The sequence below is a fragment of the Jejuia pallidilutea genome, assembly GCF_002973595.1.
Classification (GTDB): Bacteria; Bacteroidota; Bacteroidia; order Flavobacteriales; family Flavobacteriaceae; genus Jejuia; species Jejuia pallidilutea.
In genome coordinates, this window is the sequence record NZ_PVEO01000004.1 from 68,154 (window position 1) to 89,987 (window position 21,834).

At 34.2% G+C, this 21,834-nt stretch carries 12 protein-coding genes; all 12 read left to right on the forward strand.

Features of this window, described 5'->3' with window-relative positions:
- The first annotated feature begins 117 nt into the window (after positions 1 to 117).
- The 12 genes from CLV33_RS08085 (at position 118) to CLV33_RS08140 (ending at position 21,819) form a co-directional block, all read left to right on the forward strand.
- The gene (locus tag CLV33_RS08085; protein WP_105473479.1) at positions 118 to 2,223 is read left to right on the forward strand and encodes a bifunctional aldolase/short-chain dehydrogenase; all 2,106 of its coding nucleotides are present in this window, start codon (positions 118 to 120) and stop codon (positions 2,221 to 2,223) included.
- An 88-nt stretch (positions 2,224 to 2,311) separates the two neighbouring features.
- Positions 2,312 to 3,592, forward strand: coding sequence for a sugar isomerase (locus tag CLV33_RS08090; protein ID WP_105473480.1), 1,281 nt, complete (start codon positions 2,312 to 2,314; stop codon positions 3,590 to 3,592).
- A 10-nt stretch (positions 3,593 to 3,602) separates the two neighbouring features.
- Positions 3,603 to 4,979, forward strand: a complete 1,377-nt coding sequence (locus CLV33_RS08095; protein ID WP_105473481.1) for an FGGY-family carbohydrate kinase — start codon at positions 3,603 to 3,605, stop codon at positions 4,977 to 4,979.
- A 13-nt stretch (positions 4,980 to 4,992) separates the two neighbouring features.
- The gene (locus tag CLV33_RS08100; RefSeq protein ID WP_105473482.1) at positions 4,993 to 6,282 is read left to right on the forward strand and encodes a class II aldolase/adducin family protein; all 1,290 of its coding nucleotides are present in this window, start codon (positions 4,993 to 4,995) and stop codon (positions 6,280 to 6,282) included.
- 9 nt (positions 6,283 to 6,291) lie between these two features.
- The gene (locus CLV33_RS08105; RefSeq protein ID WP_105473483.1) at positions 6,292 to 7,440 is read left to right on the forward strand and encodes an alpha-hydroxy acid oxidase; all 1,149 of its coding nucleotides are present in this window, start codon (positions 6,292 to 6,294) and stop codon (positions 7,438 to 7,440) included.
- Between the two features lie 22 nt (positions 7,441 to 7,462).
- The gene (locus CLV33_RS08110; protein WP_105473484.1) at positions 7,463 to 8,875 is read left to right on the forward strand and encodes a purine-cytosine permease family protein; all 1,413 of its coding nucleotides are present in this window, start codon (positions 7,463 to 7,465) and stop codon (positions 8,873 to 8,875) included.
- 450 nt (positions 8,876 to 9,325) lie between these two features.
- Positions 9,326 to 11,632 carry a chondroitinase-B domain-containing protein gene (locus CLV33_RS08115; RefSeq protein ID WP_105473485.1) on the forward strand — a complete coding sequence of 769 codons (2,307 nt, stop codon included), beginning with the start codon at positions 9,326 to 9,328 and terminating at the stop codon, positions 11,630 to 11,632.
- A gap of 9 nt (positions 11,633 to 11,641) precedes the next feature.
- Positions 11,642 to 13,861, forward strand: coding sequence for a heparinase II/III family protein (locus CLV33_RS08120; protein WP_211297544.1), 2,220 nt, complete (start codon positions 11,642 to 11,644; stop codon positions 13,859 to 13,861).
- A 1-nt stretch (position 13,862) separates the two neighbouring features.
- Complete coding sequence (locus tag CLV33_RS08125; RefSeq protein ID WP_105473486.1) at positions 13,863 to 16,130, forward strand: heparinase II/III domain-containing protein; 2,268 nt, start codon at positions 13,863 to 13,865, stop codon at positions 16,128 to 16,130.
- A 10-nt stretch (positions 16,131 to 16,140) separates the two neighbouring features.
- Positions 16,141 to 16,515, forward strand: coding sequence for a cupin domain-containing protein (locus CLV33_RS08130; RefSeq protein ID WP_042244750.1), 375 nt, complete (start codon positions 16,141 to 16,143; stop codon positions 16,513 to 16,515).
- A gap of 465 nt (positions 16,516 to 16,980) precedes the next feature.
- Positions 16,981 to 20,211, forward strand: a complete 3,231-nt coding sequence (locus CLV33_RS08135; protein ID WP_105473487.1) for a SusC/RagA family TonB-linked outer membrane protein — start codon at positions 16,981 to 16,983, stop codon at positions 20,209 to 20,211.
- A gap of 6 nt (positions 20,212 to 20,217) precedes the next feature.
- Positions 20,218 to 21,819: a RagB/SusD family nutrient uptake outer membrane protein gene (locus CLV33_RS08140; protein WP_105473488.1), complete on the forward strand. Its 1,602-nt coding sequence runs from the start codon at positions 20,218 to 20,220 to the stop codon at positions 21,817 to 21,819.
- Positions 21,820 to 21,834 lie beyond the last annotated feature (15 nt).

Genomic DNA, 21,834 nt, shown 5'->3' on the forward strand with positions numbered 1-21,834 from the left:
TAAAAGCATCTGTTTTTCAGTACTTAAAGTTACTTCATCATCAAACCTCATAGTACAGGATGCTCTTATGGTATACTTAAACTAAATTAGCGGGTATAAATATAAGCATTTAGATTAATGGATAATAAAATAAAAACCTTTAAGTACGTAGATTATCTCTGGGATGATGAAGAATTAGCAAAGCTTGGTGATGACCAAGTTGCACAATTTTTATACAGATCGAATATACTGGGTAGCGACCTAAGAATAACAAATTACGGTGGGGGAAATACTAGTTGTAAAACCATAGAAAAAGATCCGCTTACTAACAAAGATGTAGAAGTAATGTGGATAAAAGGTTCAGGTGGAGATATAGGCACCCTAACAAAAAGTGGTATTGCTGGTTTATATACTGAAAGGCTAAGAAATTTAAAGAATGTATACAAAGGTTTAGAAGATGAGGATAGAATGGTAGGGCTCTTTAACCATTGTATTTATGATTTAGATAGTAAAGCACCATCGATTGATACTCCTTTACATGGGTTATTGCCTTTTAAGCACATAGACCATTTGCACCCAGATGCTTTAATAGCTGTAGCTGCAGCAAAGGATAGTGAAAAAGTAACGAAAGAAATATGGGGAAATACCATGGGCTGGGTGCCTTGGCAACGCCCTGGTTTTGATTTAGGCCTGCAATTAGAAAAATGTTTAGAAGATAACCCAGGTATACGAGGTATTGTACTTGGTAGCCATGGTCTTTTTACTTGGGGAGATACATCATATGAATGTTATATAAATAGTTTAGAAGTTATTGAAATGGCTTCTGAATATATAGAGAAAAAGATTGAAGAAAAAGGAGCTGTATTTGGAGGTAAAAAAATAAAAAGCCTACCAAAGGAAGAGCGCTTAACAAAAGCATCCCAGATAATGCCATTGTTGCGAGGATTATGTTCTTCTGAAAACAGAATGATTGGGCATTTTTCCGATAGTGAGGTAGTTTTGGAATATATTAATAGCAACGATCTGGATAGGTTGGCTCCTATGGGCACTTCTTGTCCAGATCATTTCCTAAGAACAAAAATTCAACCTTTAGTATTAGAACTAGATAAAAATGAAGATTTAACCAATACTGATAATGTACTAAAAAAATTAGAGCCTGCTTTTAAAAACTATAGGGCGGAATATGCTGAATATTACAACACTTGTAAAAAAGAAAATAGTCCTGCAATGCGTGATGCCAACCCAGTAATTATAATTTATCCAGGCATTGGTATGTTCAGTTTTGCAAAAAATAAGCAAACGGCCAGAGTTGCAAGCGAATTTTATATTAATGCTATTAATGTAATGCGTGGTGCGGAAGCAATTTCAGCTTATACATCTCTACCAAGACAGGAAGCGTTTGATATTGAATATTGGTTATTAGAAGAGGCAAAATTACAGCGTATGCCTAAAGAGCAACCGCTGTCTAGAAAAATTGCGTTAATTACCGGTGCTGGTGGGGGTATAGGAAAAGCCATAGCCGATAAATTAGCAGCCGAAGGTGCAAACGTAGTATTAACAGATATTGATGAAGCAAGTTTAAAAGCTGCAAACGCTACTTATAAACGAGATGTTTCTGCTTATACCTTATGTGATGTAACTAGTATATCATCTATAGCTGGAGCGTACAAAAAAGCGTGTATAGAATTTGGTGGTGTTGATATTGTGGTTCATAGTGCAGGTTTAGCAATATCTAAACCGTTAGAAGAAACCACGGAAAAAGATTGGACGGTATTACAAGACATTTTGGTTAAAGGCCAATTTGAGCTAGCAAAACAAGCAGTTGCTATTATGCGAAAACAAAATCTTGGTGGCGATTTTATTTCAATTGCCAGCAAAAACGGATTGGTTTCAGGGCCCAATAATGTGGCATATGGTACTGCAAAAGCAAGCCAACAACATATGGTTAGATTATTAGCAGCAGAACTTGGTAAAAATAAAATACGTGTAAACACCGTAAACCCAGATGGTGTTATTGTAGGCAGTAAAATATGGGAAGGTGCTTGGGCCGAAGGACGAGCTAAAGCATACGGAATTACTGTAGAAGAGTTACCAGCACACTATGCCAAAAGGAATTTACTAAATGAAATAATCTACCCTAGCGATATTGCTAATGCTGTTTTTTCATTAGTGGGCTTACTTGATAAAACCACGGGAAATATTATTAATGTTGATGGTGGTATGGCAAATGCATTTGTAAGATAATTATTTTAGTTTTAGTTTTAGTTCAGTAAAAGAAAGCTTCCGTAAGTTTTATATTTATGGAAGCCTCTTTTCAATAAAAACAAAGAAGATGATATTAAAAAAAGACGAAATTCAAGATCTCAATACAAAAAGTATAAAAAGCCACAATGAGGATTTTGATTTTTTAGCTCATAAATTAACAGCACATGGGCACAATGTTTCTGAAATAGTTTCAAAATTATCAGAGTTTCAAGTCGCCATACCAAGTTGGGCTTTAGGCGCTGGAGGCACACGTTTTGGGCGTTTTTCATTTTACGGCGAACCTTCAAACTTAGAGCAAAAAATTCAAGATATTGGGGTTTTACATGCACTAACACAAACAGCAGGGGCGGTATCACTACACATTCCTTGGGATATACCAAACGATTACAAGGCCATTAACGAACAAGCTAAAGCTTTGAATATAAAGTTTGATGCTGTAAACTCAAACACATTTCAAGACCAAAAAGGTGCTGCCGAAAGCTATAAGTTTGGTTCTTTAAGTAACACTAGTAAAGCAGTGCGAGAGCAAGCCATTCAACATAATATAGATGTTGTAAATATTGGTGATAAGCTAGGGTCTAAAAGCTTAACTGTTTGGTTGGCAGATGGCTCCTGTTTTCCAGGGCAGAATAACTTTCAAACTGCGCTTCAGCATACCGAAGATAGTTTAAAATCAATTTACAAAGCACTTCCGGCAGATTGGAAAATGCTTATAGAATATAAACCTTACGAACCAAATTTTTACAGTACCGTAATTCAAGATTGGGGCACCTCCTTTATGTTGGCAAATGCCTGTGGAGAAAAAGCTTTTTCATTGGTAGATTTAGGCCACCACTTGCCCAATAGTAACATAGAGCAAATAGTTTCTATTTTAATGCTTAAAGGTAAACTGGGAGGTTTTCATTTTAATGATAGTAAGTATGGGGACGATGATCTTACCGTAGGAAGTGTAAAACCGTATGCATTGTTTTTAATATTTAATGAATTAGTGTATGGTATGAAGAATAACCCACAAAACCCAGATTTAGCGTGGATGATTGATGCTAGCCACAATGTAAAAGATCCGTTGGAAGATTTAATACAATCTTTAGAGGCTATACAGGAAGCTTATGCAAAAGCTTTATTGATAGACCATAACAAGTTGAAGGCTGCTCAGTTGGATAATGATGTAACTAGATGTCAAGAAATTCTGCAAAACGCTTATAGAACAGATGTTAGGCCTTTATTAGAAAGAGCACGAATTAATAACAACGGTGCATTACATCCCATAGAATCTTACAGAGCCCTAAAGATCAGGAATAAACTAATTGAAGAGCGAGGTAAGCATACTGTAGCTTCGGGACTTTAAGAATGGCATAATGAGACAAAAAGTAACAGCTGTTTTTGATATAGGGAAAACCAATAAAAAGTTTTTTTTATTCAATGAAGATTTTAAAGAGGTACACAAAGAATATATCCGTTTTAATGAAATTAAGGATGAGGATGGGTTTCCTACCGAAGATTTAGATGCTTTACAAAAATGGCTAAAAGAGGTGTTTCATCGTATTTTAAAAGCTAAAGAATTTAATGTGAAAGCCATTAACTTTTCAACTTATGGAGCAAGTTTAGTTCACCTTGATGAGCATGGGATGCCATTAACCCCACTTTACAATTACATAAAGCCTGTAGATTCTAGCATAATAGATTCTTTTATAAAAAAGTACGGCCCTAAAGATAAGTTTCTTAACGCTACAGGATGTTCTAACTTAAGCCTTCTAAACTCAGGATTACAATTATATTGGTTAAAGCAAACGCAGCCTGAGGTATTTAAAAAAATTAAATATTCATTGCATTTGCCACAATATGTAAGTTATATTTTTACAGGAATACCTTTAAGCGAATATACGAGTATTGGGTGCCATACAGCAATGTGGGATTACAAAAAAAAGGACTACCACCATTGGATTTATAATGAGGGTATTAACAATATTCTTCCACCTATTGTTTCAACTGAAACGAGTATTAATATGAATTATAATGGAAAACGTATAAAAATAGGTGTAGGTATTCACGATAGTTCTGCAGCACTTTTACCTTATATAAAAAGTATAAAGAAAAAATTTGTTTTGGTATCAACAGGCACTTGGAGTATTATTTTTAATCCATTTACTAAAACACCAATCTCTAATGAATCTGATAGCGAAAAAACTATTAACTATATGCGTATAAATGGTAAGCCCGTAAAGGCTACACGTTTGTTTTTAGGTAATGAATATAAGATTCAAGTTGCTAAACTCGATGAAATTTTTGGAGTTAACGACGATTATCATAGATCTGTAAAATTTAATTATAATATTTATAGAAGCATAGAAAAGGATTTTAAGTATTGTTTTAGATGGGAAAGTATAGAAAGTAAACATATGCCAGAAATCACTAAAATACCATACGATAATTACGAACAGGCATACCACCAACTAATGGCAGAACTTGTAGAATTACAAATTAAATGTATAAGAGATGCGATAGGGAAAAGTAAAATTTCTAGAGTTTATATAGATGGTGGTTTTAGCGATAACGATGTTTACATAAAACTTTTGTCCCATAATTTTAGAGATAGTAAAAAGCTTAGCACCACTAATGCTGCTCTTGGTTCTGCCCTAGGTGCAGCTATTTCCATATCGGATTGTAAATTAAATTCAAAATTCCTTAAAGAAAACTATGCTTTAAAAAAGCATGTACCCTTTATAATTAGTTAAAGCATACCTAAAAATGTCAACAAAAATAAATTTAGAACACCCTAGAAATCAAATTACTACCATAATAGGTAGAATTTATAAACGAGGCATGACCACTACTTCGGGTGGAAATATTTCAATAATTGACTCAGATGGCAATATTTGGGTAACACCATCAGCTATAGACAAAGGCTCTTTGAGACCATCAGATATTGTATGCGTAAAAAAAGACGGAACAATTATTGGAAAACACAAACCTTCATCAGAGTTTCCATTTCATAAGGCTATTTATCAAGCTAGACCAGATATTAAATCGGTTATACACGCACATCCGCCAGCTTTAGTATCTTTTAGTATTGTGCGTAAAATACCAAATACCAATATAATTTCACAAGCACGACATATTTGTGGGCCAATTGGCTATGCCAAATATAGATTACCTGGAAGTGAAGATTTAGGGCAAGTTATAGCCGACGAATTTAAAAAAGGATTCAAAGCTGTAATCATGGAAAATCATGGTATTGTTCTGGGAGGTAGTGATTTAACAGATGCTTTTGAACGTTTTGAAACTTTAGAATTTTGTGCACGTACCATTTTATATGGCTCTCAAATAGGAACACCAAAATATCTGTCTAATGATCAGATTGATGCTTTTGAGGCTCAGGTTCCAAATAGTATTCCTGTAATGGAAACTGCCAAACATCCTTCAGATGAAGTTGAAAAGCGTTTAGAAATATGCGATATAGTTCAACGGGCTTGTCAACAAGGTTTAATGATAAGTTCCTATGGCACAGTTTCTATGCGATGGAGAGATAACGATTTTTTAATAACACCAACAGGTATAAACCGTTGGGATATGCATATTGATGATATTGTTCAAATAAAACAAGGTAAAAGAGAAAAAGACAAAACTCCCAGTAGGGCTACTTGGATTCATCAGGAGATATACAAACGGAACCCTAAAGTAAACTCCATTATTATGACTCAATCTCCTTATCTAATGGCATTTGGTGTAACTGGTACTTACATTAATGTACGTACCATACCAGAAAGTTGGATTTTTTTACAAGATATTCCTATGGTAAAATACGGCGATCACTTTAAAACAAATAACAACTCAAAAATTATAGAAGATTCTACAACTGCTCTAATAATTGAAAATGATTCGGTTATTATTACCGGTGATAAATTATTGCAAACTTTTGACTACTTGGAAGTTGCGGAATTTAGTGCTAAGTCTATAGTACTTGGTGCCTCCTTGGGAGAAATGACGCCAATAAACGATGAGCAGGTTGAAGATTTGAGAAAAAAATTTCTATCATAAATAATCAGTATGGCTATAAAATTTGATACCCGTTACCCCTCAGTTGATGATTTAAGAAAGAGAGCTCAAAAAAAAATACCAAAGTTTGCTTTTGAGTATTTAGATGGTGGCTGTAATGATGATGTTAATTTGCTTAGAAACACCTCAGAACTTAGAGAGGTACAACTTAAACCTAATTATATAAAAAACCATGGCGGCTCATCGCAGAGAACAAAAGTTTTGGGTTTAGAATACGATGCGCCTTTCGGGATAGCACCTATAGGCTTACAGGGGTTAATGTGGCCAAATGCATCAGAAATTCTAGCAAAGGCTGCATTTCAACACAATATTCCTTTTATACTTAGTACAGTAACTACTACCAGTATAGAACGCGCTAGCGAACTAACAGAAGGTAAGGCGTGGTTTCAATTATACCATCCAACCGAAAACGCTTTGCGAGATGATATTATTAATAGAGCAGCAGCAGCAGAGTGCCCAGTACTGGTTATTTTATGTGATGTTCCAACATTTGGTTTTCGTCCAAGAGATATTAGAAACGGTTTGGCAATGCCCCCAAAAATGTCGTTTAAAAATATACTTCAAGTACTGGGTAAACCAAATTGGGCATTTAATACCTTAAAATATGGGCAACCTTCTTTTGAAACGTTAAAACCTTATATGCCAAAGGGCTTAGATTTAAAGCAACTAGGTAAATTTATGGATCAAACGTTTAGCGGCAGATTAAATGAAGACAAAATAAAGCCTATTAGAGATATGTGGAAAGGTAAATTAGTACTAAAGGGCGTTGCTTCTGAACAGGACACTGAAGAGGCCATAAGGTTAGGTTTAGACGGAATAATTGTTTCTAACCACGGAGGGAGGCAATTAGATGCTGGTCAATCTACAATAAAACCCTTAGAGACTATTGCTGCAAAGTATGGTGATAAAATTACGGTAATGATGGATAGTGGTATTCGTTCAGGGCCAGATGTTGCCAGAGCAATGGCTTGTGGTGCAGAATTTACATTTATGGGGCGTTCTTTTATGTATGGTGTATCTGCATTGGGAAAAAAAGGAGGCAATCATACTATTTCGCTCTTAAAAACAGAGGTACAACAGGTTATGGAACAACTATGTTGCGAAAGTACACAAGATTTTTCCAATCACTTGATCAAATAAATATCACTAAACCAACTAAATTATGACCCAGTTTAATATAAATGAAGATATTGAAGAAATAGCAGGAGGAGAATTTGAAAGGCAGCCAGTGCCAACATCTAAACTTAAAAGTTGGAAAAGCTTTATAGGGATGTATGCTGGTGAGCATGCAGCAGGTACTGAGTTTATGATTGGGCCTTTGTTTTTAACAACAGGAGTTAGTGCCTTCGACCTTATTGTTGGTTTATTAGTCGGTAACTTGTTAGCAGTATTAAGTTGGCGTTTTTTAACGGCAGAAATAGCTGTTAAAAATAGATTAACACTGTATTACCAATTAGAAAAAATATGCGGAAAAAAATTAGTTACAGGCTACAATCTTGCAAATGGTATTTTATTTTGTTTTTTGGCAGGTTCTATGATAACTGTTTCTGCAACGGCGGTAGGAATTCCTTTTAATATGCCTATGCCTAAACTAACTGATACCATGCCTAATGGCGTGACATGGATAGTTATAGTTATTTTTATTGGAGCTGTAATATCTATAATTGCCGCAAGAGGTTACGATACTGTTACCAAAGCAGCTAATTGGATGTCTCCATTTATTGTTGCTGCTTTTATAGCTTGTGGTATTGTGGCGTTACATCAACTAGGAGTAGATAGTTTTTCAGATTTTTGGAATATTTGGGGGGAAGGTTCAGAGCCTTTTCCAGGTCAAACAAAATATACCTTTTGGCATGTTATGCTATGGTCTTGGTTTGCTAATGCTGCAATGCATATTGGTATGTCAGACTTATCGGTTTTTAGGTTTGCTAAAAAAGCTAGAGCAGGTTGGGCTACGGCTGCAGGTATGTACGTAGGGCATTACATGGCGTGGATCGCAGCAGCACTATTATATGCGGTTTACCTAAAATCTCCCGAAGCACAGGCTTTTTTAACGAATGGGGAGGCTCCACCTGTAGCACCAGGGCCTTTGGCAAATAATGCTATTGGCGTATTTGGTATTGTAGCTGTAGTATTAGCAGGATGGACAACAGCTAACCCAACCATTTACAGAGCAGGATTAGCTTTTCAAGCTATTTTTCCTAAATTTTCTACTGCAAAAGTTACAATTTTGGCGGGTACTGTAGCAACTATTGCAGGTTTATTTCCAGCTTTCGCCATGAAACTTCTTGGTTTTGTAGCTTTGTATGGTTTTATTCTATCACCTATTGGAGCTATTATAGTTTTTGAACATTTTTTCAATAAACAAACAGGTATTATTAAAAATTATGCAGAAAAGGCCAATATCAATTTTAATAAATCTGTCCTTTATGCATGGGCTATTAGTTTTGGTGTGTTTTATTTTATTTCCGTTCAGTTTAATGTTTTTTTATCGTTTGTAACCTTACCTGCTTGGATAATATGTGGAGCTTTGTATTTAGTTTTTAGCAAGTATTTACAAAAAAGAATACTTTAAGAAATCCAGCTCTTAAGTTGAATATTAACCTGATAAATTTATATTAGGTTTTTTTGTTATTTAGAGGCTGTAAAATAATAGTTAGGCATTTATTTTTTAATTATTGCCAATTATAGAAAGTGATATCTGCATTTTCAATAGTACTTTTTTTTAACTTCCCTTATACATTTTAAGTTCAATATTTGGTTTTTTAGCATTAATTAAGATTTTTAATACTAATTTCTTAGTGTTTAGTGTGTTTTATTAAATATTTTTTAAATGTTAAAGAGTGAAATTTATGACTAGCATTTTGGTTATAACAAAATAATATCATAAATTGGTCAACCAAACTGGTTAACCAATTTACAGATGTAAATTCTTCTTGCATAACGCATAGTTTTCTGTTAACCTTTTAGATTTTTAAGTAATTGAAAAACTGTAGTTTAAAAGTAGCACATTAAAAATAAATAAATGAGACATATTCTTTTAGTTTTTGTATTAGTCACAGTGGTTCTTGGTTGTGAAAGCAACCAAGAATCTAAATTATTAATCTCAGATATAGAGCAGCTAAATAATGCGATATCTGAGGCTAAACCTGGAGAAGTTCTTGTTCTAAAAAACGGGACTTATAAAAATGTTCTAATAAATTTTAAAGCCAATGGCGAAAAAAACAACCCTATTACGCTTAAAGCTGAAACTAATGGAGAGGTAATTATTAGTGGTAAGTCCCACTTAAAATTTGGGGGCAATTATCTAGTGGTAGAAGGTTTGCATTTTAAAAACGGGTATTCACCAAGTGATGCTGTAATTGAGTTTAGAATAGATGAGGAAACTATAGGGAACCATTGTACGGTTTCCGATTGCGTTATTGAAGATTTTAATAAAATGCATCGTGACGATTCTGATAGATGGGTGCAATTTTGGGGAAGGCATAATACCTTGGAAAACTGCTATATAGCAGGTAAAACAAACAGAGGGCCAACCATAAGAGTAGATTTAAAAGGTAACGCACATATTAATAATTACCATCAAATTATTGGAAATCATTTTGGGCCCAAACCTCCAAAAGGCGGTCCAAGTGGAGAAACCATTCAAATAGGCGATAGCTATTCTTCCATGTCGCCCAGTTATACCCTAGTTGCCAATAATTTATTTGAAGAGTGTAATGGTGAAGTAGAAATTATTTCCAGTAAAACCAATTTTAACGAGTTTAGAAATAATGTGTTTTATAAAAGCGAAGGCTCTCTGGTAACACGCCACGGAAACTATTGTAAAATAGATGGCAATTATTTTATTGGAGATGGCGAGAATAAAAATATTGGTGGCATTAGAATAATCAATACTGGGCATTGGGTAACTAATAATTATTTCTACAATCTTAAAGGCGAAAGCTTTAGGAGTCCACTGGCGGTTATGAACGGTATTCCAAAGTCGCCATTAAACCGTTACAACCAAGTTACAGATGTAGTGGTTGCATACAATACCTATGTAAATTGTGATGCGCCTTGGCAGTTTGGTGTTGGTACAAATATTAGTCAGAAAGACGTATTGCCACCATCAGAAATTCGTTCTGCAAGACCATTAAGAACCATTGTGGCAAACAATGTAATTTACAATGAAAAGGGCAATGAAACTATAGTAGTGGAGCACGATAAAGCAGATGGTGTTACATTTAAAAGTAATGCAGTGAATAATCAAGGTGTTGCTTTTAAAGGGTATGAAGGTATTATTGCCAAGTCGTTTAATGTGGAAAAAGTAGCACCACATATTCTGTTACCAAGTAGTGATTTAGATATTGAACCTTATCAGGGTTTTGAGTTTGAAAGTATTTCTAATGATCTTTTTGGGAATTCCCGAAATCAGAATAACACTATTGGGGCCGTAATATCTACAGAGGGGACTGTTCCTTCAATTTTAGACAAATCTAAATATGGTGCCAGTTGGTATTCCAACGAAAAAGAAGCTAGAGCACCACAAACGATAAATATTTCGGTAACCGATAATATTCAATCTAAAATAGATAAAGCAGAATCGGGCGACATCATTTTACTTGAAGAAGGACAGCATCTTGTAAAATCATCAATTGTAATTAATAAGCATATTACAATTAAGGCCAATAAAAAGGGGAGTGTTACCTTACTTTACGAAGGTGAAGCAGATACGCCATTATTAGAATTGCACCCTAAGGGATTTCTTAATATCGAAAACGTTTCATTAAAAGGAGCCAATAGCCAAAAAGCTTTTGCATCTCTAAAAGAAAACATGTTTACTCATTTTGGGTTAACGGTAACACATTGTGATATTAGTGATTTTAACTATGTGTTGAAAGTCTATAAAGAATCTTTCGCAGAACGCATTACGTTTTTAAATACATCCATTTCAAATTGTTTCAATGGTTTAGAGCTTTCTGAAGAAACCAACGATAAAGGCGATTACAATACCGAATACTTAACCGTTGAAAATTGCACCTTTGATAAAGTAAAACAAAACGTAATAGATTATTACCGTGGCGGATACGATGAATCTACCATTGGCGGAAATCTATTGGTTGTAAATAGCACATTTACCAACTGTGGCGCACAGGAAGAAAATAATATTTTATTAAATCACAGAGGAATTATTAATGTAAATATTGTTAATAATACATTTAAGAACAATCCTGTAAATCTTGTGGCATTGCTTTGGGGCGCAAAAAACAATACGCATTCGGGTAACACAATTATTAATTCTGGTAAAATTAAGGTTGAAGAAAATTTAAAACTAAAGTTAATGTACTAATTCGTATTTGTGAGCATTTTAAGATACATACTTACAATTATTTGTTTAGCAATTACAGCTAATACTTTCTCTCAGAATATACCATCTGATGCGGTTATCCCTGTTGAAGAATTATCTAAATATCTTAAAGAGGATGTAAAAGCTGAGTTCAATACGAAACATATCTCAACTTCTGCCTTGGCAAAATATTTTAGGGATAAATTCTCTGAACGTTATTTCTACGATTGGCAAAATTTTAAGGAACGTTTTAAAATCTACATCTCGGTTTATTCAAGTGCTGAAAAAGAACATGTAGAAAGAGCACTAGACCACATGGCTAAGTACCCTGCCGACACAAAATGGCAATTGCCTTTTAATTACAAATTCGGAAAACCGGTAGATGCTTATGCGTTGCGCCATTTGGCGCGCCAACACAAAATGGTAGATATAGCCTTGTATTATCACTACGATAATAAGAATAAGGCCTATTTAAGCTATTTTAAAGAACAGTTACAATCTTTAAATACTGCATTTCATACTGGTGATTATGAAAAAATAGAAGATGGTAATGGTGTTTATGAGGCTTTTAGATCTGGATACCGTATTTTAAACTGGTTACAAATACATAATATGTTTCTTGGTGAAGCAGACTATAATAATACAGATCAGCTTACAACAATAGCCACGTTATTACAGCATGGTGCCCATTTGTATCAGCGCAATCAAGTATTTAAATCTGGAAACCACCAAACCAGAGGATTGTCTGCTCTGGCCATGGTTGCTATTTTGTTAAGAGACTTTAAGGATAGTGGCCAGTGGTACACGCATGCTATGGCTTTATTAGAAGAGCATCTTGCTAAAGAAATAAACAACGATGGATTTCAGTTTGAACGTACTGTACATTACCATATTAGCGATATTGGTAACTATTACTATGTATATCAACTGGCAAAAGCAAGTAATTTAAAGGTAAGTGCGTATTGGGAGTCTAAATTAAAATCGTTGTTTACTACGTTAATTAAAATTGCTTATCCCGATAAATCTGCACCAGTACTCTCTGATGATACTAATATACCTTGGGCAGAAAAGAACGATATATCTGGAGTATTAACTCTAGGGTATTTGTTATTTGAAGACCCAGAAATGGGATACTTTGCCACAGATAAGGTAGCACCAAAAATGTATTGGTATTTAAGTGAATCCCAACTCAAATTGCTTTCAAATATTAAAGAAAAGAAACCAAGTTATACTTCTTTAAGTTTTCCAACAACAGGATACTATGTTCTGCGCGATGGTTATGGAAAAAATGATAATATGATGATGATTTCCGCAGGGTTGGATAATTTAAAACCAGACCACCAACATGGCGATATATTAGGTGTTCAAGCCATGGCAAATGGCAATGTTATTCTACCCAATTATCAAGTGCGCTATTATCTAAAGGATTTAGAGTTGTTTAAAAATTCACTCACTAAAAATGTAGCATTAGTAGATGATGAGTTACAGGGTAAAGAATATACATCAAACAAAGGTGGTAGTGGTTTTGGTAAGTTTAAACAATTGCCAAACCCTCAAGTTGTTTCGTGGTTTACAGATAAGGATATAGATGTTTTTATAGGTAAGCACAACGGTTTTAATAATATTAATGTAGATTACAGCAGGCAGGTTGTATATTTAAAAAAAGATTTTTGGGTTATAAAAGATAACTTTAAATCTAAAACACCTCACACATACAAACAAGTATGGCAAGGACATTATACAGAAACACATGCGCCAAATCTACTGCGGGCTACTTTTGCTAACGGTGCAGGTTTAGATATTTACCAATTAAAAAAGGTAGATAAGGTGACGCGAAACGGCACTAGGGGAAAGGAATGGGCAATAGTTTCTAAAAACGCAAATACAGATTTTAGTTTTATTACACTTTTATTTCCGTTTGAAGCATTTGATAAGCGCATTGATGAGAACAACCCAAATGATAATTTAAAGGGTTGGACTATAACAAATAATGAGGTTTTAAAACTATCTAAACAAAATACTAGTATTTATTTTTCAACATCTAATTTAAAAATTGATGATAATACAATAGCTTTTTCCAGCGAAGTAGATGTGCTTGTTAACCTTAATAAAACAAATACTGTTGTAAGGTTGTTAAGTGAAAATAAAGTGTCTGGAACAATTTTAAACAATAATAGCAAAAAACCATTTCAGTTAAGCCCTGGAAATACAATTAAACTAGAAAAAAAATAATATGAAACCATATGTATATCTTTTGTGTGTTGCCTTAGTTACAATCGTGTCTTGTAACGATGGTAGTGATTCTAAATCCAACGAAAATCAATCAGAATCAGCACACCCAAGTTTAATCTTAACCCAACAAGGTGTTAAGGATATTAAGGCAAATTTGGGCAGTATTCCCATATTTGATGAAACCTTGGCCGCAACAAAAAAAGAGATTGATGCTGAAATAAAAGCGGGTTTTGATGTACCAACACCAAAAGATTACTCTGGAGGCTATACGCACGCTACACATAAAAAGAACTATAGTTTAATGCAAAAAGCAGGTGTGCTATATCAAATCCTAGATGATGAAACGTATGCTAAATTTGTAAAAGATATGCTCTTTTCTTATGCTGAACAGTATCCAACATGGCCTGCGCATCCAAAAACGAGATCTTATGCCAGAGGCAAACTGTTTTGGCAATGTTTAAACGATTCTAATTGGTTGGTCTATACCAGTCAAGCTTACGATTGTATCTATAACTATTTAACACAGGAAGAACGAGAGACCCTAGAAACAGAATTATTTAAGCCTTTTGCGAATTATATTTCAAAAGAAAATCCACAATTTTTTAACAGGGTTCATAATCACAGTACCTGGGGGAATGTAGCCGTAGGAATGATAGCTTTGGCTATGGATGATGATAGCCTTTTACAGGCGGCACTTTATGGATTAAAAGACATAAAACTCGCTAAGGATATGAAAGATAATGATGGTGGCTATATAAATCCTGAAGATGGTAAAATAGGGTTCTTCGCAAACCTTGATGAGCCATTTTCCCCTGATGGATATTACACCGAAGGGCCTTATTACCAGCGCTATGCCATGTACCCGTTTTTAATATTTGCACAAGCATTAGAAAATAAAAAACCAGAATTAAAAATACTGGAGTATAAAGATGGAGTGCTACTTAAGGGGGTTAACGCCTTATTGAATTTAACCGATGCCGATGGAGATTTTTTCTTGCTTAACGATTCACAAAAAGGAATGTCTTACTACAATAGCTCGTTGGTATCAGCAGTAAATATAGCATATCACTTTGGAGGGAACAATCCAGAATTATTGAGTATTGCCCAAAAACAAGGTGAAGTAACATTAGATGATGCTGGTTTAGCAGTGGCACTAGGAATTCAACAAGGGAAGGCTAAACCTTTTAATAAAAAATCTATAGAATTATCAGACGGACCAAATGGAAATCAAGGCGGTGTAGGTATTTTGCGTAGTGCACCAATGGAGTTGGTGTTTAAATACACAGCGCACGGATTGAGCCATGGACACTACGATAAATTATCTTACGCATTATTTGAAGATGGTAACGAAGTTGTACAAGATTATGGGATGAGCCGTTTCGTAAACATTGAACAAAAAGGAGGTGGAAATTACTTAAAGGAAAACACTACATGGGCAAAACAAACCATTTCGCATAACACTATCGTTCAAAACGAAACATCGCAATTTCAAGGAAAATACGATATAGGTAGTAAACACCATTCAAACGGATATATTTTTAGTGTAGCGCAAGACAATGTGCAAGTAGCAAGTGCCAAAGAAGAAAATGCATACCCTGGCACAAAATTGCACCGAACTATGGTAATTATTAAAGATAGCGATTATAATAACCCTTACATTCTAGATATTATGCGAGTGCAATCCAAAAGCTCAAATCAATACGATTTACCTTTTTATTATCTAGGGCATATTATGCAAACTAATTTTGAGTATGATAAATTAAAAACGCCGCAAATATTGGGAACATCAGATGGTTATCAACACCTATACAAAGAGGCTATCGCTACAGCAAACGGGAAACATATTAAATTAAATTGGTTGTTAAACAACACCTTTTATACGTATTCTGCGGTAACTTCCAATAACGATGAAATTATCTTAGCACGCATAGGCGCAAACGACCCGGAATACAATTTGCGACAAGAACCCGCTTTAATTTTACGCAAAAAGAATACTAAAGATGCTGTATTCGCTTCTATTATAGAATCGCACGGTACTTATACACCAGTTTCTGAGATGGCTTTGAATGCCTACAGTAATATTAAAAATATAGAGGTTGTGTATGATACTAGTGCATATACAGCTGTTAAAATAGAAACAAAAAACAATACAACAAGAGTCTTTATCATTTCAAACGAAAATAATGATAAAGAGGCTCAACATTCATTAAATATAAACAACAAAACGTACACCTGGAAAGGGAGCTACGTATTAACAGAAATCAATTAAATTAAAAATTATGGAAAGATTTAGCGAAAAGTACATCATCACAAAAGACATGGAATGGGAAAATCTAGGAGGCGGTGTATCTAGAAAGTTCTTAGGTTACGATAACCAAATTATGATGGTAAGAGTAAAGTTTGATAAAGGCGCTTTAGGTGCTCCACATCAACATTTTCATACACAAGCTACCTTTTGTGTTTCAGGTAAATTTGAATTTGAAATAGATGGTGTTAAGCAAATTGTAGAAGCAGGAGATGGCGTTTATATAGCTCCTAATTTATTGCATAGCGCTGTGTGTTTAGAAGAAGGAGAACTTATTGATACATTTAGCCCTGTAAGAGAAGACTTCTTAACTGGTGAAGGACCGTCTTATTTTGGAGATAAAAAGTAATAAGTAAGAATATACTAACTTACTTAAAAGGCATTTTCTGGATTTAAATGTTAAAATTCAATTATATTTTTTTGTAACAAAAATTTAACATATATTTGGTTAACCAGATTGGTAAACCAGTTTTCAAAATGCAATTTTGGGGTAAAATAGTACAAAAAGCCAGTACTTATTATGATGCCAAGTTTAATATTCTAAATATTGTTTTTTGAAAATATTTTCAAACCAAACAATTAAAATTAATAATGATTATGAAATTAAAACTTAAAAAAAGAGGCAAACGTTTAACCTTATTTAACTGGCTTACTTCTTTTTAAAAGAAGTGAATATTAAATATAATATTGCTAATACTAAACATGTAATTACTCTATATAAACTAGTGTTATTTGTAGTGTTTTGATTAAGTAGTATTTTAATTAGTATTTAAAAAAACAAAAACTAAACATTTTAAACATAAACAGTTTAATTATGAATTTAAAAACTAAGCTAATTTTAGCTATTATTTTAATGTTGGGCATTAGTATAAATGCCCAAAATGAAAAAACAATTAAAGGAGTTGTTGTTTCAGTCGCTGATAATTTTCCAATTCCGGGAGTTAATGTGATTGTAGTAGGAACTACCAATGGTACAACAACAGACTTTGATGGAAATTATGAAATTAAAGCAAAAAGTGGAGATGTTCTACAATTCTCGTACGTTGGTTATACCACTAAAACCGTTATTGTAGCAGAGCAATCAACAATTGATGTTTCTTTATCGGAAGATATAGCGCAACTTGATGAGGTTGTTATTATTGGTTACGGTGATCAAAAAGAAAAAACTGTAACTAGTGCATTGACCAAAGTGTCCGGAGATGATTTACAAGACGTTGCCGTATCTCGTGTAGAAGATGCACTTCGAGGTAGAGTGGCAGGTTTAAGAATACAAACGGTAGCTTCAGAAGCAGGTGGTGACCCAAAAATTACATTAAGGGGGCCAGGTTCTATCACAGGATCATCATCGCCTTTAATTGTTGTTGATGGGCTTGTTTTAGGTAATGATGCCGATATTTTAGCAACTATTGACAACAACAATATTGAATCTATAAGTGTTTTAAAAGATGCATCATCTGTAGCAATATATGGTTCTCGTGGTGCTAATGGTGTAATTTTAGTTACGCTAAAGAAGGGTGTAGTTGGTAAAACACAATTTTCTTATAACACATTTACGGGTTACAGATACTCTAACAAGAATGATAACTTTAATACTTCAATCTCAGATGAAAGAATGAGATTAAATGGTTTACAAAGTCAAGTAGATGCAATTTCTGTTGATAGTCCAAATTATTCTAGAATAATAGGAGATTATAATACCGCTTATGCAGAACTTGAAGCTATGGATTTTATTGCCTCGTTAGGAGATGGCTGGAAAAACTTGCAAGACGAGATTTTTATTGGAGGTACGGTAAAAAGTCATTCCCTAGCAGGAAGAGGAGGAACCGAACTAACCAGCTATAGCGCATCTTTAGGTTTTCTTGAAGATGAAGGTATTGCTTTAAAAGATAATTTCCAGAAATATAATGCCAGAATAAAGGTTGATAGCAAGTCTAAAAACAAAAAAATTAGATTTGGAACAACTTTACGTGTTAACTATAATGATCAAGATAGATTACCAGCAAGATTTACTGATCCAATAAGACAATATGGGCATTTACCGCTATACTTAAATGAGGAACACTTAAAATATGTTACTAATTTCTCAAGAGATGTAGGTGTTTCTACTGATGCAGGTAAGCTATTTGAAAACCTTGAAGAAGGCAGCTACGGCTTCTCAAGAGCTTTTGATCATGTTTTCACGGTAGACCCTAATAATCCAAGATCTATCGCTAGAGATCCTAATACAGGCCTTCCTTTAGTTAGCCCTTTAACCTCAGGTGGGTTAACCTTGTCAACTACTAAAAACGTACACCCTTTAGTGCACTTTTTAGAAAGGTCTAGAACTAAAAAGCAGTTAAACTTAAATACATCTGCTTACATCGATTTTGAATTGGCTAAAGGTCTTAACTTTAGACAAACTATTTCTGGTGTGTTTAGACATAACAAAACTAACGAAGCCGATTATTTATACGGACAGGAAAACAGAGACCAAGAGTCTTACCGATTAGAAAGGAGAGACGAGTTAAATCAATACGCGTTTGAATCACTTCTTAAGTACAAGAAAAATTTTGGAAAACATAATTTTAACACAGTACTAGGTTTTGAATACACAAGAAGGGATTTTTACAGACAAGAATCTGAAGCTGTAGGTTATACAGACGATTTTAACAATAACATTGCCATCGCAGATGGAGGTACAACATATACTGATAATGGTACGGATAAGTTGGTATCGTACTTTGGTAGAATAGATTATAATTATAACGAAAAGTATCTATTACAAGTATCTGCTCGTACTGATGGTAGTACAAGGTTTGGTTCTAATACAAGATTTGGGTTTTTCCCAGCAGCATCTGCAGGCTGGGTAATGTCTAACGAAGATTTTTTATCGTCAAGTGATATTGTAACTTTCTTAAAATTAAGAGCCAGTTATGGTATTTCAGGTTCTAATGAAATTTCAAATAACATATTCGAATCGCTTTACAGATTCGAAGAAACATTCAGTACAATTGGATACAACGGGCAAACAGGAGTTAAGGGCGTAACGTTAGCCAATCAAAATTTAGGCTGGGAAAAATTAATAGAATTTAACCCTGGTATAGATGTTACATTTGGTAGAGGACTTATAGATTTAAGTTTAGATTATTATGTAAGAACAAGTGAAGATTTAATCCTTTTCGCTCCAATAGCTGCTACATATGGTGCAGATAACTGGTTGCAAAATATAGGAGAGGTTAAGAACGAAGGTGTTGAAATAGATTTAAGCTCTAGAATTATAAGCAACGAAAACTTTAGCTGGCTTGCTTCTGGTAATTTTTCACTAAACAGAAACGAAGTGGTAAGTTTAGGTAACAACGAGCAAATTATTTCTAGAATCGATCAAGATACAAGGCCTACCGAATTTATAGCAAAAGTAGGGCAGCCTATAACGTCTTTCTACGGTTGGGTTTACGATAGGGAAATTCCGTTAGAGTGGGTGGATAATCCATTCAATAGATTTAACAATGATTATGCTGATGTATATGTAAAGGATTTAAATAACGATGGAATTATAGACGACGAAGATAGAACAGAGCTAGGTAGTCCTTATCCAGATTTTACTTGGGGATTCAATTCAGATTTCCGTTACCGCGATTTCGATTTTGCTTTTCAATGGCAAGGGTCTCACGGCGCAGAAGTAAGGGTGGCAGATTTAGACCAATTGTATTATGCTAGTGAATCGGCTGTAAACGAGGTTTCTAATTTCCCTGATAGAGATTTAACAGTACATAGAAGATTTACTAACGACCATATACAAGATGCTTCATTTATAGCATTAAGAAATTTAACTTTAGGTTATACATTACCAGAGTCTTTTACATCTAAATATAATTTTGATAGACTAAGATTCTATATAACAGGTGAGAATTTATTGTTCTTTACCGCTAAAGGTTACGAAGGATTTAACCCAGAAGCACAAGGGCAAACATCTAGTAATGCTAATACAGCATTAACATCGGGCTACCAAAGAGGTGATGGTCCAGTGGTTAGAACTATTTCAGCAGGGATTAACTTTCAATTTTAATTAGTTATGAAAAAAGTATATAAAAATATTTTAATTTGTTTTTCTTTAATGGCTTTATTTGCAAGCTGTGAAGAAGAACTAGACCTAAGTAACCCTACTGCACTTTCTATAGAGGAGTTACTGCAAACAGACAACGGATTTATGTTTTTAGCAAACGGAGTTTTGGATGCTTATCAAAAAATTCCAGCAAATGAATTTTATTTAACAGAGCTAAGATCTGATAATTCAAGAGCAAACTCAGAAAACGGGAATTTTCCATTAATAGCATCTTACAACGTAGATCCAAACAATGGTGACGTTGCTACATATTATTCCAATAATATGCATACCATAAAGCATGCAAATACTATTATTGATAACCGTTTTTTAGCGCCAGAATCGCAACAGTACACAGTTGGTGAGGCTTATTTTATGAGAGCGTTATGTCATTTTAACTTGGTGAGAGCATATAAAAATGTGCCGTATATTGACAAAGTTTTAGACATAAATAAAGAAGAAGCTTTAGATTATCCTCAACTACCAGAAGCAGAAGTTTATGCAAAAATCATTAATGATTTTAAAACATCAATTGCTTATTTAGATGGTGTAGCGCAAAATAGGTATAGACCTTCTAAAGGTGCGGCAATATGCTTAGCGGCAAAAGCCTATTTAAGTCAGCCCAATCCTAATTATACAGAAGCAGAACTTTTATTGGCATCTGTTGTAGAAAATAACGATGCTTACAATTACAATTTGTTGTTTACAGAAAGAGACGATGCAGAACAGTTTGAATTTAACGCAGATCCTACCGATCCAACAATAGATGTAATAACAGATCAAGAATACTATGCTAATTTGGTTATAGATTTTGGAAATGTGTTTGGTAATGCTATTTCTGATGGGTATACCGATGGTGTACTAGACGGATCTTGGTCTAACAACCCAGCTCTAGAAATTAATAACGAAGTTATATTTGCCATAGCTTACGATTTGGTAAGCAGCGATAACTATGCTACAAGCGATAGTGGTTTAGATGATCAAGTTGAAACAGACTCTGAATCTCATAGTTTTGCTATGACATTACAAGGGCCATCTAACGGTGTAAATATTGCAACAGATGATCTTTTAGAAGTGATGACGCCAGAGTTGCAGCCAGTACGTTTTTATGCTTCTTTAAATCCTATAGAATATGGTGCTTACCTCTCTAATAATACTGTAGATGTGTTTAATACAAAATTTCCAACTAATGGTGAAATTGGAGATAATGATTGGATTGTTTTACGATATGCAGACGTATTGTTATTATACGCAGAAGCAATTTTAGCAGGAAACGATAGCACTACCGATTCTAGAGCTATAGATGCTTTTAACCAAGTTAGAGCTAGAGCAGGTTTAGAAGAAGTAGCCAATTTAACAAAGCAACAATTATTAGAAGAAAGAAGATTGGAGTTTTTATACGAAAATCAACGTTTGTATGATTTGATTAGATTTGGTAAAGCCGATGAGGTTTTATCACAATTTTCAAACGAAAATAGTTTATTTTACACTCCGGAAAGGAAATATTTACCTTTCCCTCAAAGAGAAATAGATAACTTACCTAACTTCTACAATCAAAATAGTGGATACTAAAAAAATCGCATAATT

Excerpts from the sequence above, each read along its gene's own strand:
- CLV33_RS08125 (WP_105473486.1), top strand. The coding sequence starts at position 13,863 with ATGAAACCATATGTATATCTTTTGTGTGTTGCCTTAGTTACAATCGTG.
- CLV33_RS08135 (WP_105473487.1), top strand. The coding sequence starts at position 16,981 with ATGAATTTAAAAACTAAGCTAATTTTAGCTATTATTTTAATGTTGGGC.
- CLV33_RS08105 (WP_105473483.1), top strand. The coding sequence starts at position 6,292 with ATGGCTATAAAATTTGATACCCGTTACCCCTCAGTTGATGATTTAAGA.
- CLV33_RS08140 (WP_105473488.1), top strand. The coding sequence starts at position 20,218 with ATGAAAAAAGTATATAAAAATATTTTAATTTGTTTTTCTTTAATGGCT.
- CLV33_RS08085 (WP_105473479.1), top strand. The coding sequence starts at position 118 with ATGGATAATAAAATAAAAACCTTTAAGTACGTAGATTATCTCTGGGAT.
- CLV33_RS08110 (WP_105473484.1), top strand. The coding sequence starts at position 7,463 with ATGACCCAGTTTAATATAAATGAAGATATTGAAGAAATAGCAGGAGGA.
- CLV33_RS08090 (WP_105473480.1), top strand. The coding sequence starts at position 2,312 with ATGATATTAAAAAAAGACGAAATTCAAGATCTCAATACAAAAAGTATA.
- CLV33_RS08130 (WP_042244750.1), top strand. The coding sequence starts at position 16,141 with ATGGAAAGATTTAGCGAAAAGTACATCATCACAAAAGACATGGAATGG.
- CLV33_RS08095 (WP_105473481.1), top strand. The coding sequence starts at position 3,603 with ATGAGACAAAAAGTAACAGCTGTTTTTGATATAGGGAAAACCAATAAA.
- CLV33_RS08100 (WP_105473482.1), top strand. The coding sequence starts at position 4,993 with ATGTCAACAAAAATAAATTTAGAACACCCTAGAAATCAAATTACTACC.
- CLV33_RS08115 (WP_105473485.1), top strand. The coding sequence starts at position 9,326 with ATGAGACATATTCTTTTAGTTTTTGTATTAGTCACAGTGGTTCTTGGT.